This window comes from Methylophaga sp. (genome assembly GCF_030651745.1).
In genome coordinates, this window is the sequence record NZ_JAUSCC010000140.1 from 69,422 (window position 1) to 86,379 (window position 16,958).

General features: G+C 44.2%; 13 protein-coding genes. 11 read left to right on the forward strand and 2 right to left on the reverse strand.

Annotation, left to right across the window (positions count from 1 at the left end; translation table 11 throughout):
- The first annotated feature begins 209 nt into the window (after positions 1 to 209).
- Positions 210 to 1,613, forward strand: a complete 1,404-nt coding sequence (locus tag Q7V21_RS16050; protein ID WP_304918241.1) for a TonB-dependent receptor — start codon at positions 210 to 212, stop codon at positions 1,611 to 1,613.
- A gap of 241 nt (positions 1,614 to 1,854) precedes the next feature.
- Here Q7V21_RS16050 and Q7V21_RS16055 read toward each other — a convergent pair whose 3' ends face one another.
- Positions 1,855 to 2,481: a TetR/AcrR family transcriptional regulator gene (locus Q7V21_RS16055; protein WP_304918242.1), complete on the reverse strand. Its 627-nt coding sequence runs from the start codon at positions 2,479 to 2,481 to the stop codon at positions 1,855 to 1,857.
- Positions 2,482 to 2,721: 240 nt separating this feature from the next.
- Between Q7V21_RS16055 and Q7V21_RS16060 the strand changes: the two genes are divergently transcribed.
- The 8 genes from Q7V21_RS16060 to Q7V21_RS16095 all read left to right on the forward strand — a co-directional run bounded on the left by Q7V21_RS16060 (position 2,722) and on the right by Q7V21_RS16095 (position 14,325).
- Positions 2,722 to 3,966: an efflux RND transporter periplasmic adaptor subunit gene (locus Q7V21_RS16060; RefSeq protein WP_304918243.1), complete on the forward strand. Its 1,245-nt coding sequence runs from the start codon at positions 2,722 to 2,724 to the stop codon at positions 3,964 to 3,966.
- A 10-nt stretch (positions 3,967 to 3,976) separates the two neighbouring features.
- The gene (locus Q7V21_RS16065) at positions 3,977 to 7,156 is read left to right on the forward strand and encodes an efflux RND transporter permease subunit (RefSeq protein WP_304918244.1); all 3,180 of its coding nucleotides are present in this window, start codon (positions 3,977 to 3,979) and stop codon (positions 7,154 to 7,156) included.
- Entirely contained in the window at positions 7,149 to 8,531 is a 1,383-nt protein-coding gene (locus Q7V21_RS16070) for an efflux transporter outer membrane subunit (protein ID WP_304918245.1), read from the forward strand. The genes Q7V21_RS16065 and Q7V21_RS16070 overlap by 8 nt, the downstream gene beginning before the upstream one ends.
- 277 nt (positions 8,532 to 8,808) lie before the next feature.
- Positions 8,809 to 9,243 (forward strand): hypothetical protein, encoded by a 435-nt coding sequence (locus Q7V21_RS16075; RefSeq protein WP_304918246.1) that lies wholly within the window; start codon positions 8,809 to 8,811, stop codon positions 9,241 to 9,243.
- 172 nt (positions 9,244 to 9,415) lie between these two features.
- The gene (locus Q7V21_RS16080; RefSeq protein WP_304918247.1) at positions 9,416 to 10,051 is read left to right on the forward strand and encodes a hypothetical protein; all 636 of its coding nucleotides are present in this window, start codon (positions 9,416 to 9,418) and stop codon (positions 10,049 to 10,051) included.
- Positions 10,052 to 10,182: 131 nt separating this feature from the next.
- Positions 10,183 to 11,151 (forward strand): sensor domain-containing diguanylate cyclase, encoded by a 969-nt coding sequence (locus tag Q7V21_RS16085; RefSeq protein WP_304918248.1) that lies wholly within the window; start codon positions 10,183 to 10,185, stop codon positions 11,149 to 11,151.
- Positions 11,152 to 11,212: 61 nt separating this feature from the next.
- Positions 11,213 to 11,986 (forward strand): nuclease-related domain-containing protein, encoded by a 774-nt coding sequence (locus Q7V21_RS16090; protein WP_304918249.1) that lies wholly within the window; start codon positions 11,213 to 11,215, stop codon positions 11,984 to 11,986.
- A gap of 248 nt (positions 11,987 to 12,234) precedes the next feature.
- Complete coding sequence (locus Q7V21_RS16095; protein ID WP_304918250.1) at positions 12,235 to 14,325, forward strand: EAL domain-containing protein; 2,091 nt, start codon at positions 12,235 to 12,237, stop codon at positions 14,323 to 14,325.
- Between the two features lie 79 nt (positions 14,326 to 14,404).
- Here the strand turns inward: Q7V21_RS16095 and Q7V21_RS16100 are convergent, their stop codons facing one another.
- Positions 14,405 to 15,394, reverse strand: coding sequence for a catalase family peroxidase (locus Q7V21_RS16100; protein WP_304918251.1), 990 nt, complete (start codon positions 15,392 to 15,394; stop codon positions 14,405 to 14,407).
- A 295-nt stretch (positions 15,395 to 15,689) separates the two neighbouring features.
- Here Q7V21_RS16100 and Q7V21_RS16105 point away from each other — a divergent pair, with 295 nt between their 5' ends.
- Together Q7V21_RS16105 and Q7V21_RS16110 are read left to right on the forward strand one after the other, a co-directional pair.
- On the forward strand, positions 15,690 to 16,433 hold the full coding sequence (locus Q7V21_RS16105; protein ID WP_304918252.1) for a dienelactone hydrolase family protein: 744 nt from the start codon (positions 15,690 to 15,692) through the stop codon (positions 16,431 to 16,433).
- A 141-nt stretch (positions 16,434 to 16,574) separates the two neighbouring features.
- A complete protein-coding gene (locus Q7V21_RS16110) occupies positions 16,575 to 16,910 on the forward strand; it encodes a hypothetical protein (RefSeq protein WP_304918253.1) in 336 nt (111 codons plus the stop codon).
- Positions 16,911 to 16,958: the final 48 nt, after the last annotated feature.

Sequence of the window (16,958 nt, forward strand, 5' to 3'; positions counted from 1 at the left end):
GAGACCATATATCACCTATGGGCAAATAGCCATATATATAATCATAGACTGACGACAAAAATGCCCAACAAACTGAAATTGGCCAGACACCTCAAGTGTCGGTTAAAGCCCAAAGACGTTACAATCAAGACAAACTCACAATGTAGTTGTCATACGCATTGGCGATGCAATGACCATCAAACCAAATAACACAATTATCAAGAGTAACTATGGACAATAAAATCTTATCGACTGGTGCTAAGGCGCTTGAAGTAAACCTTGATGCCATCCGCTACGGTTCTTTTGCTGAAATTGGTGCCGGCCAGGAGGTAGTTCGCTGGTTCTTTCGGGTCGGTGGTGCAGCTGGCACCATTGCTAAAAGCATCTCCGCTTATGACATGAAGGTGAGCGATGATATTTATGGCAAAGCCTCGCGCTATGTTTCCCGCGAGCGACTGGAAGATATGCTGGACCATGAATATAACTTGATTGTGGAATGTTTAAGCGAGCAACGTGGTGAGAACACCGCTTTTTTTGCTTTTGCCGACACAGTGTCTGCTCGTAATTATCATGGCACCAACGAATGTCATGGCTGGTTAGGAATCCGTTTTCAAACCGAACCTCATGCTGCGCCAAGTGAAATCATAATTCATGTCAGGATGCTCGATCATGAAAACGCACTGCAGCAAGAAGCCCTGGGCATTCTCGGTGTCAATTTGATCCATGGTGCATTTCATCTCAGCCAAACTCCGGACATGCTGGTGAAATCATTGCTGGATAATCTCACCACCGATCGCATTGAAGTCGATATGGTCGACTTTCATGGTGATGCATTCCTGCATGTTGATAACCGAGTTATCAGTTTAAGACTGGTTCAGCTTGGCTTGAGTGGTGCAGCGATGTTCTCGGCAGATGGCAAAGTACTCCAACCTTCAGAGCATTTGCGTAAGAAGAATGTATTGGTCGAAAGAGGCCGTTTCCGCCCGGTTACTCACGTCAATATCGATATGTTGAATGCGGCCAGAAAACAATTTGAGGCCGAGGATGATTCCGGTCCCGAAGATACTATTTCCATCATGGAAATCACCATGCATCATTTACGTGATGATAATGATAGTGTCGATCTCGAAGACTTTATCAGCCGCGCCGAGGTATTAGAGGCTACGGGTCACACCGTAATGATTTCTGACTACCCCGAATATTATCGTCTGGCTACTTATTTATCTCGCTACACCAACCGTCGAATTGGTATGGCCATGGGCGCGCACAGTTTGGTTGATCTGTTTAACGATCAGTATTACACCACCTTGCATGGCGGTATTCTGGAAGGCTTTGGTCGGTTGTTTAAGAACAATGTCAAACTCTATATTTACCCATACAAAGATGCGGCAACCAATACCTTATTCAAGGTCGATAATCTTAATGTGGATAAAAAACAAACCTATCTCTACGACTATCTGAAACAAGGTGATCACATTAAACAGATTGAAGCCTTCAACGAAGACTATCTGCACATCTTTTCACCGGATGTATTAAATATGATTACCAGCAATCAGCCGGGCTGGGAAAAATTAGTCCCTGATGTTGTGGCAGAGAAAATCAAAACGCAGCAGTTATTTGGTTATAAGAATTAAAAATTGAGTGTGGTAACAGGATAAGTAGAACTGATATACATACCCCATCGTTTAATACGTGTTGGCATTTATTGGACTTTATAAGCTAAAGATTTGAGGCTGAGGTAAAGACTAATATGGATATTGAAGAACTTTAAATTTTCTAACCAGCAATTGTTTAAAACTTCACCCATCTCAATTCAGGCAGAATCTAACAACGAATTCTCTTTTAGAGTTTTCTGCAGATCGCTAGTTAAGGCGGTTATGAATCATGCTCAACAGAAGAATTGACTGGTGTAGTGTTTAATTTTAACAACCCCGAAACCAACGTCAGAAATGCCTCTACCGCTCTGCGTGATGCAGCGTGCGGATCCTCTGCATTGGCAATCCACAATGAGGCTCCAAATAAAGCACCATTAATGAGTCGGGCCATTGCCAGCGAGTCAACTTCTCGCAAGACTCCCTCTTCCATAAGTTTTTCAATACTTAGCTGTGTGCTGCGGATACAACAGTTTTTTCTTGGCCACTGAGAAGGATCACCCAGTACCGCGGGTCCATCTAATAAAATGATTCGCTGAATTTCCGGTTCACATGCCATATTGAGATAGGTGATTGATCCGTTAATAAAGCCATCCCAGGTGGTTGGACTCTCCGACTTTACCGCTGTCAGCCGTGTCGTCATTTCTTCTTCAATCTGTTGAATAACGGCTTGTAGTAATCCTTTTTTACCGCCGAAATGATGATAAAGCGCGCCACGTGTTAAGCCAGCATCTGCTGTCAGATCGTCCATACAACTTTCCGCAAAACCATGTTGGGCAAAGCTTTCCCTCGCGGCTTTAATTAACTTAGCTTGAGTCTCAACAATCATTTCTTCACGTTTTTGGGCCATTATCTTCTCCAAATTTTTACATACGTAATGCATGCGAGTTGACATACAATACGTATGCGAAATACTATACACCACATACGTCGCGTATGAGAGAGTAAATCCACATTTATATTAAGTCAATTATACATATGCTACGCACACCATTTGACATACGAAACGTATGAAAGATGCACACCTAATCAAAAACATTATTTGAAGCATTGTCATGAGACATCTGGAAACCATATGGAGAACAACATCATGAGTATAAGAAGCACTGTAGGAACATTTGTATTAGGCAGTATTGCAGCAATGGTGTTGTCCGCTTGTGGCAGTCCGGAGGCCGCTAGTCAGCCTGAAGCACCAGCTGCTCCTCAGGTCAGCGTGGCTCAGGTAATTAACGAGCGCATCACTGAATGGGATGAATTTACTGGTCGTTTGCAGGCACCCCAAACAGTCAATCTCGTGCCACGCGTCTCAGGTTATATCGAACAAGTGCATTTCAGCGAAGGTGCTTTGGTCAACAAAGGCGATTTATTAGTACAAATTGATCCTCAGCCTTTTGCAGCCGAAGTTGCCAGACTTAAAGCCGAGCTGCAAAGTGCGCAAAGTGCTTCAACGCTGGCAGAAAGCGAATACCTACGTGCAGAAAAACTTAGTGCTGCACGTGCAATTTCTGTTGAACTGCTCGATACCCGTTTAGCACGTAAGCAGCAAACCGCTGCAAACGTTGCATCGGTGAGAGCGGCATTGCAGCGCGCTGAACTGGACTTAAGTTATACCCGTATTACCGCTCCTATCAGCGGCCGGGTGTCATATGCACAGATAACTGCCGGTAACTATGTCAACGCAGGTCAAAGCCAGCTAACCAGCCTGGTATCTACTGAGAAAATGTATGCCTATTTTGATGTGGATGAACAAAGTTACTTGAAATATCTTCGGTTGAGCGAAGACGGAAAACGGGCTGATACCCGTGATGCCACAGCAAATCCTGTGTATATGGCGCTGGCCGATGACAGCAATTACCAGCACATTGGCAATGTTGATTTTGTCGACAATAGCGTGAACCAGCAAACCGGCACTATCCGCATTCGTGCCAGTTTTGCCAATAGCGACAATAATCTGTTACCGGGCTTATTTGCGCGTATCAAATTAGTTGGCAGCGAATCTTATCAAGGCATTCTGATTGATGAAAAAGCTATTGGTACCGATCTGAACAACAAGTTTGTATTGGTCGTAAATGATCAAAATCAGTTGGAGTATCGCGCGGTAAAACTGGGAGAAAAAATAAACGGGCTACGTATTGTCCGTGAAGGCTTAACGGCAACAGACAAAATTGTCGTGAATGGCTTACAACGCGTGATGCCGAATATTCAGATAGAACCAAAGCTGGTGGATATGGCAACCGAAGAACAACTAGTCGGTTTACGTAAAAATCAACAGTTGCTGGATAAAACCAGCACCGCGCTGACTGCAGAAACAGTTAGCGCGGCAGATAAAGGTTAAGGAAAACAACATGTTCTCACAGTTTTTTATCAAAAGACCTATTTTTGCAGCGGTTATTTCACTGTTCTTTTTAATTACCGGTGCCATTGCGGTCTGGCAGTTGCCAATCACTGAATACCCTGAAGTGGTGCCCCCTACTGTCGTTGTAACGGCGAACTATCCGGGTGCCAATCCAAAAGTCATTGCTGAAACAGTAGCTTCACCACTGGAGCAGGAAATCAACGGTGTCGAAGACATGCTTTATATGTCATCACAAGCCACTTCGGATGGCCGGATGACGTTAACCGTGACCTTTGCCATCGGGTCTGATGTGGATTTAGCCCAGACTCAAGTGCAGGCACGAGTTGATCGTGCTATGCCAAGATTGCCTGAAGAAGTACAACGCTTAGGTGTGGTCACTGAAAAATCATCCCCTGATTTAACCATGGTGGTGCATTTAAGCTCACCGGACGATCGCTATGACATGCTCTATCTGTCTAACTATGCCTTGTTAAATGTAAAAGATGAGCTGGCACGGATTAATGGCGTAGGTAATGTAGAGCTGTTTGGTGCCGGTGATTACAGTATGCGGATCTGGCTGGATCCTAATAAAGTGGCGGCACTAGGCTTATCCCCATCAGAAATCACTGCAGCAATTCGCGAGCAAAACCAGCAGGCTGCGGCAGGTAGTTTAGGTGCACAGCCCAGTGGTGAAGCGGAGTTTCAGCTGCTGATCAACGTTAAAGGCCGTTTATCTACCGTTGAAGAGTTTGGCAATATTATTATCAAAGTCGGCGACAACGGTGAGGTCAGTTATTTAAAAGATGTCGCCCGTATTGAGCTTGGTGCTTCAACCTATGCGCTGCGTTCGTTATTAAACAATAAAGATGCTGTTGCTATTCCAATTTTTCAGGCATCAGGTTCTAACGCGATTCAAATCTCTGACGATGTACGGGCAAAAATGGCGGAGCTATCAAAAGGCTTTCCGGATGGTTTAGCCTACGACATCGTTTACGATCCAACGGTATTTGTACGTGGCTCTATCGAGGCTGTGATAAAAACGTTGCTGGAAGCATTGGTGTTAGTGGTACTGGTAGTTGTGCTGTTTTTGCAAACCTGGCGCGCATCTATTATTCCATTAGTAGCCGTACCGGTGTCATTGATAGGTACCTTTGCTTTTATGCATATGCTGGGCTTTTCGCTTAATGCCTTATCGTTATTTGGTTTGGTATTGGCCATCGGCATCGTCGTCGATGACGCCATCGTGGTGGTTGAAAACGTCGAACGTAATATTCGAGAAGGCTTAACGCCAGTTGCTGCCACACAAAAAGCAATGAGAGAAGTCACCGGGCCTATCGTCGCGACGACCTTGGTTTTGGCGGCAGTATTCATTCCTACAGCCTTTATGTCGGGTTTAACCGGGCAATTTTATAAACAGTTTGCCTTAACCATTACCATATCTACGTTTATCTCGGCGATTAACTCGTTAACACTGAGTCCTGCCCTGTCAGCACTATTGTTAAAAGCTCCAGGTGAGAAAAAAGATCTGCTGACGCGCGTTATGGACAAACTTTTGGGTGGCTGGTTATTTGGTCCATTTAATCGCTTCTTTTCCCGTTTATCTCGGGGTTATGGCTGGATGGTTAAAAAGGTGATCCGCTTTGGCGCTCTGGTGGGCATCATGTATGTGGCGCTGCTGGGTTTAACTGGTCTGCAGTTTGCGACAACTCCTTCCGGTTATGTGCCAAGCCAGGATAAACAATATCTGGTGGCGTTTGCTCAATTGCCAGATGCCGCATCACTAGAGCGTACGGATTCTGTGATTAAAGAAATGTCACGTATTGCGCTTGAACAACCTGGCGTAGTTAGTTCTGTCGCCTTCCCCGGACTGAACATTAACGGTTTTACCAACAGCCCGAATTCCGGCATCGTGTTTACCACACTAACCGACTTCAAAGATCGTACCGATCCATCCATGTCGGCTGATGCGATAGCTGCTGCGTTAAACCAGAAGTTTGCCGGTATTGAAGATGCCTTTATTGCTATCTTCCCTCCACCACCGGTACAGGGGCTGGGCACTATCGGTGGTTTCAGGTTGCAAATTCAGGACCGCGCTAATCACGGTTACGATGAGCTGTATAACGTCACCATGCAGGTGATGCAAAAAGCCTGGGCTACGCCTGAACTGACCGGTATTTTCTCCAGCTATCAGGTAAATGTGCCACAACTGGATCTGGACATCGACCGTACTAAAGCCAAGCAACAAAATGTGGCAATTGATGAAATATTTCAAACGCTGCAGGCTTATATGGGCTCGGTGTATGTTAATGACTTTAACCAGTTTGGCCGTACTTATCAGGTGAATATGCAGGCTGACGAGCAGTTCCGTCAGAGTGCATCACAGATCAGCCAGTTAAAGGTACGTAACGGCAATGGCGAGATGGTCCCGCTGGGTTCATTTATCAATATCACCGACACAGCAGGGCCAGACCGGGTAATGCATTACAACGGCTTTACCACTGCAGAAATCAACGGTGGACCAGCCCCAGGTTACAGCACTGGTGAAGCACAGGCCGCTATTGAAAAAATACTGGCCGAGACACTGCCCAACGGTATGACCTATGAATGGACTGAACTGACTTACCAGCAAATTCTGGCCGGTAATGCCGGGATATTCATTTACCCCTTGGTGATTATGTTGGTGTTTATGGTGCTGGCAGCACAGTACGAAAGTTTAAGCTTGCCATTGGCGATCATTCTGATCATTCCAATGACCTTGTTATCAGCACTTAGCGGCGTATTAATCTATGGAGGGGATAACAATGTGCTGACACAGATAGGCTTAATTGTACTGGTGGGGCTGGCCACTAAAAATGCCATCCTAATAGTCGAGTTCGCCAAAGAGCTGCAGGACCATGGAATGACTGCCATGGAAGCTATATTGGAAGCAGGTCGTCTGCGCTTGAGACCAATATTGATGACCTCTATCGCCTTCATTATGGGTGTGGTGCCAATGGTATTTTCAACCGGTGCCGGTGCTGAAATGCGTCAGGCTATGGGAGTCGCGGTGTTCTCCGGCATGATAGGTGTCACCTTCTTCGGATTAATCTTAACGCCTCTGTTTTATTACATGTTGGCCAAGCGTGGTGAGAAAAAATCGCTGCCAGCGTCAACTGCAACTACAGATAAGCTGGAGACTACACATGCGTAATACATCAAAACTCACAACGATTGCTATATTAGTGATGTCATTAAGCGCTTGTGCAGTGGGACCAGATTATCAGTCCCCTGCCACGTTGGCTGATATCAACGTTAGCAGCCCATATCAGCAGGCGGAGTTAGCACAAAGTTGGTGGCAAGCATTTGACGATGAATCGCTGAACAGGCTGATTAAACGTGCTCTGGCTGAGAACCGGACACTGGCACAAGCCAGAGCCAACGTTGATCGGGCGTATGCCGTATTTCGGGATGCGGAAAACGATATTCTGCCCAAAGGCACGTTAGATGCTGGTTATCAGGCCAGTGAAAATGCTGTACTGCAGCCAGGCAATGACAATGTGATTATCCGAGGCTATAGCACCGGCGCCAATTTAAGCTGGGATCTGGACTTGTTTGGTAAATTACGCCGTGCCAGTGAAGCAGCAGAAGCACAGGCTCAGCAGGCGGATATTTTATGGCACGATGCCCAGGTCCTGTTAATCAGCCAGGTGGCAACCAGTTACGGTGAATACCGTGGGGCTCAGTTACGCTTAGTTGTAGCAGAGCAGAACTTGCAAAATCTGCAGCAAAGCCGCGCTATTGTAATAGCAAGATTAGAGGCCGGTATGGCCTCTGAGCTGGAGCTGGCACAAATAGACGTGCAACTGCATCAGGTGAATGCTGCTATTCCAACATATCGCGTAGCACTGTTAACAGCAGATGCGACTTTGTCAGCTTTATTGGCACAGCGGCCAGGCCAGTTAGGACTTGATGATGCGCCCCGACTACCACAGTTAAAACAACCCGTAGCCGTCGTTGAAGGTGAAAACTACCTGCGGTATCGGGCTGATGTTGCCAGCAGTGAACGGTTATTAGCAGCTCGCACGGCTGATATTGGGGTCGCTACCGCCGAGTTATATCCGAATGTCTCAGTAAGCGGCTTCTTAGGCTTTTTATCTGGTCCGGGTTTAACGTTGGGTAGTAACACTAAAAGCTGGTCCGTTGCCCCAACTTTAAGCTGGCAGGCTGCAGATTTAGGATCGGTGAAAGCACGTATCCGTCAGGCTGAAGCCAGCTCGCAAATGGCGCTAGCAGAGTTTGAACAACAAGTGTTTAACGCTATAAATGAAATGCAACTGGCACTGAATAGCTACAATCTCAGCCGTGAGCAGCAGTTAAGCACCGAGCTGCAGTGGCAGGCCAGTAACAAAGCGGTAGAGATCTCCCGCGAGCGTTATGATGCCGGCACCGGCGAATTTCTTGATCTGCTCGACTCCGAACGCGAACTGCTTCGCAGCCGCGATCAGCTGGCACAACTACAGCAACAAAGTTTTATCCGCTTAGTGAATATCTATCGCAGCTTTGGGGGTGGAATACAGCTGATTTAATGCTGATTGTTATATGAACAAGCCGGACAACTGTCCGGCTTTTTTGTTTTTAAAGCTTGGCCTTACATAAGCTTAATTCAGTGACTCGCATCAGCGAATGTTGTTATTAGGCAAGTTGATGCTGCTGATAGCGGCACATGATTGCCTAAATAACGGCAAAAATTACCTATAGATCGAAACAAATCCTGCTGTAATTAACCGCAATAGTTAGCTCTTTAGTCATGGAATAAGTTTTGCTTTAGCAAACTTTCTATCACTCAAAGGAAGGGATTCAAACATGCTTATCAATAACGTAGTAAATCAACACAACTCCAGCCAAAGCCATACAACCAACGTAAATAAAGACGCTGTATCTTTCGCCGATATCATGCACGCCCAAACTGAACAAGCTAAGCAAACTGGTTCGATTGAACCTAAAGACAGTAATCAAACCGATTTTACCAATATGACTCGACAAGAGATGTTTGATTGGATGAATAATCAAATCCGCAGTGGCCAAATGACATTGGATGAGAGTTCACCTTTATTGCTAATGACGATGAAAATATCAGTAGAAACCGGACAATCTGTTGATATGGCAACGGATTCAACCCGCATTAATTTTATGGAAAGCGCTCGTTCAGGAATTGATGGCGCATTGTCTCTTAACAATCAAGAATTAGCCGATAGATTGCAAACGGTTTTAGAAATTATGCAGAAAAATCAGGGATAACAGGTTATGTGACTATAGGCTGATCAAAATTCAGATCAGCCTTGGTTGGCTATTTGCTTTTGCTGATATGCAAAAATCGAACTTTCAGTTTATTTGCTGGGTTTTGTGCATTAGTGGTTTCAAGGTATCCTCAGTCACATTAATTATGATCCAACGAAGGAAACCTGACGCAATGAAACAACTTTTAATGCTGCTCAGCCTGAGCCTCCCTCTCCTGCTTACCGGCTGTGGTTATGATGAATTTGAGGGCAGATTTATCGGGCCGGATGGCAATATCAGTTATGAGTTTCAAACAGACGGAAGCGTTGCAGTTGTTCAGGGAGAGGATGTCAGCACCGCAGAGTACGAATATAAAAGTAACGATCGCATCATTAAGCTGATTTCTGAACAGGATTTACCGGCTAATACGCTTAAAGTGAAAGAAGATGGAAATCTCGAAGCTGATGAGATGACACTGACCCGCGGTGTCGACTATGCAATGTTGGATAATTCGACATGGATTGGTCATCAGGGACAATACACATTTGCTTTAACCTTCACCATGACCGAACAAGGGATGGAAACCGTTTCTGAGCTGGTGTCTTATTACGATGAAAATATGATGTATCTGTCACAGACGGACGACAGTATTACGCGCTTAGAAGGCAATAAACTGTTACTTGACCAGACTCAGTACACCGTTTCAGACGTCTCACGGGAAAGCTTCAAAATCTCCATTGGTGAAAACAGCATGGTCCTTGAAAAACAGCCAAAAGGCACTGAAATCACAATTAGAAACGGTTATGAGCGGATTGATGAGCAGCTCTGAACTCCGACATCGTTAAACTACTACTTATATAAAACCAGTTTATGTACGGCAGTTACTTACATCGGTTAACTCATATCCATTAAGTTGCCTGTTGTTTAGCATTCGCCGAGCACTTGGCAAGGAACCCCTCCATGACTTCACCAATGATTCCCGAAGATGAGAAACAACGTCTCGAAAAGCTGAGGGCGCTGAAAATCCTTGATTCGGCTCCAGAAGAGAGATTTGACCGGCTGACGCGTATGGCCAAACGTATGTTTGGTGTCGATATTTCTGTGTTAAGTCTGATTGATGACGGCCGTCAGTGGTTTAAATCCAAAGCATTAGAGATGGACCTTCCGGATGAAACGTCTCGAGAAATTTCTTTTTGTGGACATGCCATATTGGGTAATGATGTTTTCGTGGTTGAAGATGCGCTAGAAGACCATCGTTTTAAAGATAACCCATTGGTGACAGGAACCCCCAAAATCCGCTTCTATGCTGGCTATCCATTAAAAGTGAATAATGGCAGCGCCCTTGGCACGCTCTGCATCATCGATGATGAACCCCGAAAGTTTGAGCCGGAGGATCTGCAGCTGTTGAAAGATCTCGGCGTGATGGCCGAACAGGAAATTGCAGCTTTGCAATTAGCAACCTTGGATGATCTAACCTTAATCTCCAACCGTCGCGGTTTTGCGGATTTGGCAAAACACAGTTTAAATGTCTGCAAACGCAAAGACTTATCTGTATCGATCTTATTGTTTGATTTAAATAAATTTAAACCGATAAACGATCAATTTGGTCATGCTGAGGGTGACCGAGCATTAATCGTGTTTGCCAATGCTTTGCGAGTTGTTTTCCGTGAATCCGACGTATTTGGTCGCCTGGGTGGCGATGAATTTGCAGTATTGATGATGGATGTTGATGCTGAAAATACTGTCAGAGTGATTGAACGGTTTAAAACAGAAATTTCAACTTACAATCAGCAGGCCGCGCGTGGTTATGATATTGAATACAGCGTTGGATTTATTAACACCTTAGTAGAAAACCATATTGATATTAATGACCTTTTAGCTGCCGCCGATAAGAAAATGTATGCTGAAAAAGATAATAAGCTTCGTTGAAAGCCACAAATTCCTGTGACTGAAAATGTAAATATAACCTTTTAATAAAGGATTGATAAAAATGGACTTTTCACCAATCTATCATTCCCTGTTCTCATTCTGGTTTTTAATCCCGCTCTTTATTTTTGCCGTTATTATTAATTCCTCCTGGTTTAAAGGCGTATTAGGTGAATTTATTGTTAACATTTTCGCTAAATGGAAGCTGGATAAAGCGGTTTATCATTTAATTAAAAATGTGACTTTGCCTACTGAGAATGGCACCACTCAAATTGACCATATTATTGTGTCTATCTATGGCGTATTTGTAGTGGAAACCAAAAATCTCAGAGGTTGGATATTTGGCTCTGCCAAGCAAAAAATGTGGACGCAGCAAATCTACAAACATAAAAACAAATTCCAAAACCCGCTGCATCAAAATTACAAACACTGTAAAACCCTTCAATCACTTTTAAACCTGGAAGATCATCAGATACATTCTGTTGTCGTGTTTATCGGTAGTAGTACTTTTAAAACAGATTTGCCGGATAACGTAACCTATGGAATGGGCTATATCCGCTATATTCTGTCAAAAACGGATAAGGTCCTCGATCCAAAACAGGTACATGAAGTTACTCAGGCCATTGGAGCTGGGCGTTTACAACCCTCTTTTAAAACCAATCGTGATCATGTGCGTCATGTTCGAACCATTATCGCTGAGAAGGAAACTCAGCAGATTTGCCCGAGATGTGGCAATGCGATGGTGTTAAGGGAGACCAAAACAGGTGTGAATGCTGGCAAGCCATTTTGGGGTTGCTCGACATTTCCAAGATGCCGTGCAGTAACCCCTGTTAGCTAAAGCATTATTTCAACGTTGTATATCGAGCAAAAGATGCCACAGCAGTCATAGATATATCGTATTTTTTGAAGTAGTCCCCAGTTTTATAGAAACTGTTACAAATAATTAAACATCCTGTCCCAATTTCCTGCAAAATTCCCATTTATGGATAGTATTATAAAATGTGTGGTCAATTAATAAGCAATTGCTAAGCACAATGTGCGTAGTTTATAAGCTATTCAAACAACTTTTGGTTTTGGGAGCCAAGATTGAAGCAAAGACTGTATTTATGGATGATAGCGACAAGAAACAGTTTTGTTGCACTTTTGCCCCTTACTTTCCTTCGAGTAATCGCTGAATTAATTCTTAACTTACCCTGGCCACAATATCAGCAGTCAATGGATCTTTGGCTGGGCGCCGAATGGCGTGAACCGCTGCAACAAATGATTAACACTGCGTTTAATTTTTTGGGCCTGTTATTGGCTGCCGTGGTCGCGACTCAACTGGTTTACCGTATTCCCCGACCAACCAAACATCGCGAGATTGTTCCACCATTAATGGTGGCTCTTAGTGCCATCATTAACTTCCTGATCGTGACTACCGCACTGCCTAACCTCTCGCCGATGGCGTTTAGTGCCGGCACTATTTTCTTGGGAATTGTTATTGGTTTACTGTCGGCCGAGTTGATGGTTTTTGCTGTAAAACGCCCTTCTCTTGATTTACTTAAGTTGCCGGTTGATTCGGATACCACGTTTTATCATGCTATGCGTCTGATTCCTTCTGTCATTCTTAGCGGTATTCTCTTTTTTGCTATCGGTATGCTATTGGCAGCAACGCCACCGTTTCCCAATATTACTCAGATGATTGTCGACTGGGCGTTAGCTGATGGAAATGGAAACTGGATATTAAGTTCATTTTTTATTTTGACGAATCAGCTGCTCTGGTTTTTCGGTCTTCATGGCGGCGTATTCCTGCTAGGGACAGCAGAAGGTGCTTTATTTGCATCGAGTACGACTGCAGGATTCGAGACTAATCTTATCCTCAGAACCTTATTCGATAATTTTGTGACTATCGGTGGATCTGGATCCACGCTTGGTTTGTTAATCGCTATTTTTATCACCACACGCCAAGGCATTCAGAACAAAATTGCCAAAGTGTCCGTCGTACCGTCTATCTTCAATATTAATGACATCCTGATCTACGGACTGCCGATTGTTTTAAATCCGTTTTACCTTATCCCGTTTATTCTGGTCCCATTTCTTTTAATGCTGATTACACTGGCCGCAGTGCACTTCGGTTTTATTCATATTCTTGATTCAGTACAAGTGAGCTGGACAACCCCGGCATTATTTTCTGGTTGGATGTTGACCGAATCCTGGCGTGGTGTGGTGTTTCAAATGCTGTTAATTGCTATCAGCACGCTGTGTTATCTACCTTTCGTGAAAAGGGCAGAAAAAAACCGGCAGCAACAAACCATGGCAGCATTCAAGCAAGCATCAGATACGATTATCAAGGTGGGGCACAATAGGCAAAGAATTGTCACCAGACAGGATAAGGTTGGCATGATTGCCCGCGATCTGGTGGTTGATTTGCAGGTTGCGATACAACAAAATGCACTGACATTGGTTTACCAACCCAAACATGATCGTCAGGGCCATATCATTGGTGTAGAAGCCCTGTTGCGTTGGTCGCATCCTCGATATGGGATGATTTCACCGATAGTTATTGTTACTGTGGCTGAAGACGGCGAGCTAATAAACCATCTGGGAAGATGGGTAATAAAGCAGGCCTGTGCCTGTAAAGCCCGTTGGAATGCGGCCGGTTATCAGGCTTTAACTATCGCGGTAAATATTTCGCCCAATCAGCTAACAGACAAAGACTTACCGTTTTTTCTAACAAAATACATCAATGAATATGGCATCACTGCTGAAGAAATTGAACTCGAAATCACCGAGTCATCAGAAATTCCGGACACTCACCTGACAGATATTATCCTGCAACAGCTTGTTGATACTGGCGTGCATCTGGCGATGGATGACTTTGGTATGGGTTATTCATCATTATTGTATATGCGCAGGTTTCCGGTGGATGCGATCAAGATTGATGGCTCTATCACCCGTGATGTTCTTATCAACGATACTAATGCCGATATAGTCAGAACGATCTGTTCACTGGGTCAGGCACAAAATGTACATGTGGTCGCGGAATATGTGGAAACCAAAGAACAACGTGAAGCTTTGGCCGACATGGGCTGTGATATTTTTCAAGGCTATTTCTATAGCCCACCGATAGCCGAATCAGATTGTTTGAACTATTTCCAATTGCATAATGGTTTGGTTCAGGGAAAACTGTCGATTTAACCTTTTCAAGCCTGTTTTTAATGGATGGTGTATACAAAAAGGCCTGAGTTAAACCTAACTCAGGCCTTTTTAAAACAGCTTAAGGGTTTAATCTTCTGCCAAAACTTATCGCGTAACTGACTGGTCGAGCTAACAAAATTGGATCATTTGTTGGGCTGATACCCTCAGGTAATGCCAACGGATTAAACATATTGGCTTTTTCATAACTGCTATCGGTCATGATGTCAGTAAGTGTTAGTGTGCCTAACTGAACTATTTTCCTATTCGCTGGCCACACGACGGTAGGATCAGTAATGGCATCGCCCTCTTCGGCAATTTGCAAAGCAATAATAAACTTGGCTTCACCATCATTATTTAACCGTACTGGCAGCTCCTCTAATAAATAATCTTTTGCTGCAACAGCTCTTTCTTCATCTGAAATATATTCGGGCCCATTTGCCGGAGTAATAAGATAACGTCCGTAAACTGTTTTTCCCTGTTCATTTTCAAACTCAAATGCATTAATACCATGGAATTTTTCCGTGGCATAACTGACTGGAGCGGGTTTTGATAATTGCACATAGCTCAGCGTTTCAGGATGTTGCTCAAGAAAAGCTTCTATTGGCGTCGGTTTAGTTTGGGCATTTGCTGAATCTTTAATCGCTGTTAATAATTGAAGAAAACTTTCGGGATCTTTTACCGGGAATCGCTCAACCGAAATCACCACAATATCGGTGTATTCTTCTTCGGGCAGCATAAATCTGATCGCCATGCCTTTAGGAAAACCATCAGGACTTGAATCAGCAATATCAGGCACCCCGCTCGCGTTTGAAAACCGAACTACAACATCGCTTTTAGGCGTATTAAAGTGGGGAGCATAGGTGATGCTGGAAGCGTCTTTCGAAGCTTCAAAATAACCTGATGCCATAAGACCTTTTGCGTGATTGGAGCGAATACCCGGGTGTGGTCCACCGGCCAGCTCTGAAAGTGTATCAACCAGTCTTTCTGTCACTGGCAACTCATTAGCGCTCAGTGTGTAAGAAGTCATAATGCCCAATATCAAGCCAATTTTAACAATTATTTTTTTCATAGGACTTTCCTTGTAGATAAATTTAAGTAATAAATCTTTGGTATTTGGTACGGCTTTATACCAACATGAGATTATTAAAGTATTACGAAACAATCCGTGTTTTTGTTTTTAATTTCAATTACTTGAGAATGTTTAAATTTAATAGGGATAAATACTAAACTATTTTCGAACCGATGATTATCAAAGTTTGGCAAACTTATCGAGGGTAAGATTACGCTTAATCGGGCCTCTGGAAATCAATTACTCGTTGTACAATAGCCAATTATTTTTCTATCCATACTTCAAGGGAGCTTTCATGAAAATCCAAAGCCATTTTGCCGATCTTGATACACCCACCGGTGTGATGCGTACTTATATTCACCGTCCTGTTGGCGAAGGCAGCTACCCTGTCATTTTGTTTTATTCCGAGATCTTTCAACAAACCGGCCCAATCGAACGTGCCGCCAGATTAATGGCCAGCCATGGCTATGCCGTATTGGTACCTGAGGTATTCCATGAACTAAATCCGATTGGCACAGTACTGGGCTATGACGATGCCGGACGTGATAAAGGCAATGCCGATAAAGAAGCGAAAGACGTGCAAGGCTATGACACGGATAATGCAGCGTTAATCAAATTCGCCAAGCAACAATCCTGGTGCAACGGTCAGTTTGGTGCGATGGGTTATTGTATTGGTGGTCATCTGGCTTTCCGAGCTGCACTGCAACCTGAAGTGAAAGGTACGGCCTGTTTTTATGCCACCGATTTGCATATTCAGAAAATCCCAAACAAGCCGGGCCAACACAGTATGGAACGTTTGGCGGATATCAAAGGTGAATTACTGATGATCTGGGGCAAGCAGGACAACCATGTGCCATCCGAAGGTCGTACTCTGATTTACAGCAAACTCAATGAAACTACGATTCCGTTCACCTGGCATGAATTTAATGCCGAACATGCGTTTATGCGTGATGAAGGTGATGGTGGCCGTTACGATGCTCAAACTGCCCAAATCGGTTATCAACTGGCGTTGAATTTGTTCAGCAGAACCTTACGTTAATAGTGTTCAGACACGTTCCCACGCATAAGCATGGGAACGAGTTTAAATGACTAATTCGGCTCCCATGCTCTGCGTGGGAGCTTCTTTTAATCTGATTCCCACTACCCTCTGCGGAAATCACCCAACTGAGCTGTTCATCTAATGAAGAACGCTGGTAAATCGGTCCATACCCTTTTCAATTGGAACATTCTTATTCTGCCAACCGATGAGGAAATCTTTGTCGGTTTGTGTAATCGGCCAGAGACCGTTCCGCCATTTGCACCGCCTGATGCCGCAGATGATCTGCTGCCGTTTATCCTGCAAAACAGCAGTGCTATCAAAGAATTTAATGATAAAACCGGTGTGGGCTTTGATAGTGACGGCAGTCGTTATGTGTTGCTTGGCAAACCTTCGGATCCGACTAATATGATTCGCTTTAGTGTCGGGCAAATGATGAAGCCGGATGAGATTCGCTGGAAGTATGATTTTATTGATTAGCTCATGTGCGTTCCCACGCTGGAGCGTGGGAACGAGTTTACTTGTATT

Coding starts and splice junctions, on each gene's coding strand:
- Q7V21_RS16055 (WP_304918242.1), bottom strand. CDS start 2,481: ATGGCCCAAAAACGTGAAGAAATGATTGTTGAGACTCAAGCTAAGTTA.
- Q7V21_RS16070 (WP_304918245.1), top strand. CDS start 7,149: ATGCGTAATACATCAAAACTCACAACGATTGCTATATTAGTGATGTCA.
- Q7V21_RS16110 (WP_304918253.1), top strand. CDS start 16,575: ATGAAGAACGCTGGTAAATCGGTCCATACCCTTTTCAATTGGAACATT.
- Q7V21_RS16090 (WP_304918249.1), top strand. CDS start 11,213: ATGGACTTTTCACCAATCTATCATTCCCTGTTCTCATTCTGGTTTTTA.
- Q7V21_RS16080 (WP_304918247.1), top strand. CDS start 9,416: ATGAAACAACTTTTAATGCTGCTCAGCCTGAGCCTCCCTCTCCTGCTT.
- Q7V21_RS16060 (WP_304918243.1), top strand. CDS start 2,722: ATGAGTATAAGAAGCACTGTAGGAACATTTGTATTAGGCAGTATTGCA.
- Q7V21_RS16050 (WP_304918241.1), top strand. CDS start 210: ATGGACAATAAAATCTTATCGACTGGTGCTAAGGCGCTTGAAGTAAAC.
- Q7V21_RS16065 (WP_304918244.1), top strand. CDS start 3,977: ATGTTCTCACAGTTTTTTATCAAAAGACCTATTTTTGCAGCGGTTATT.
- Q7V21_RS16100 (WP_304918251.1), bottom strand. CDS start 15,394: ATGAAAAAAATAATTGTTAAAATTGGCTTGATATTGGGCATTATGACT.
- Q7V21_RS16105 (WP_304918252.1), top strand. CDS start 15,690: ATGAAAATCCAAAGCCATTTTGCCGATCTTGATACACCCACCGGTGTG.
- Q7V21_RS16075 (WP_304918246.1), top strand. CDS start 8,809: ATGCTTATCAATAACGTAGTAAATCAACACAACTCCAGCCAAAGCCAT.
- Q7V21_RS16085 (WP_304918248.1), top strand. CDS start 10,183: ATGACTTCACCAATGATTCCCGAAGATGAGAAACAACGTCTCGAAAAG.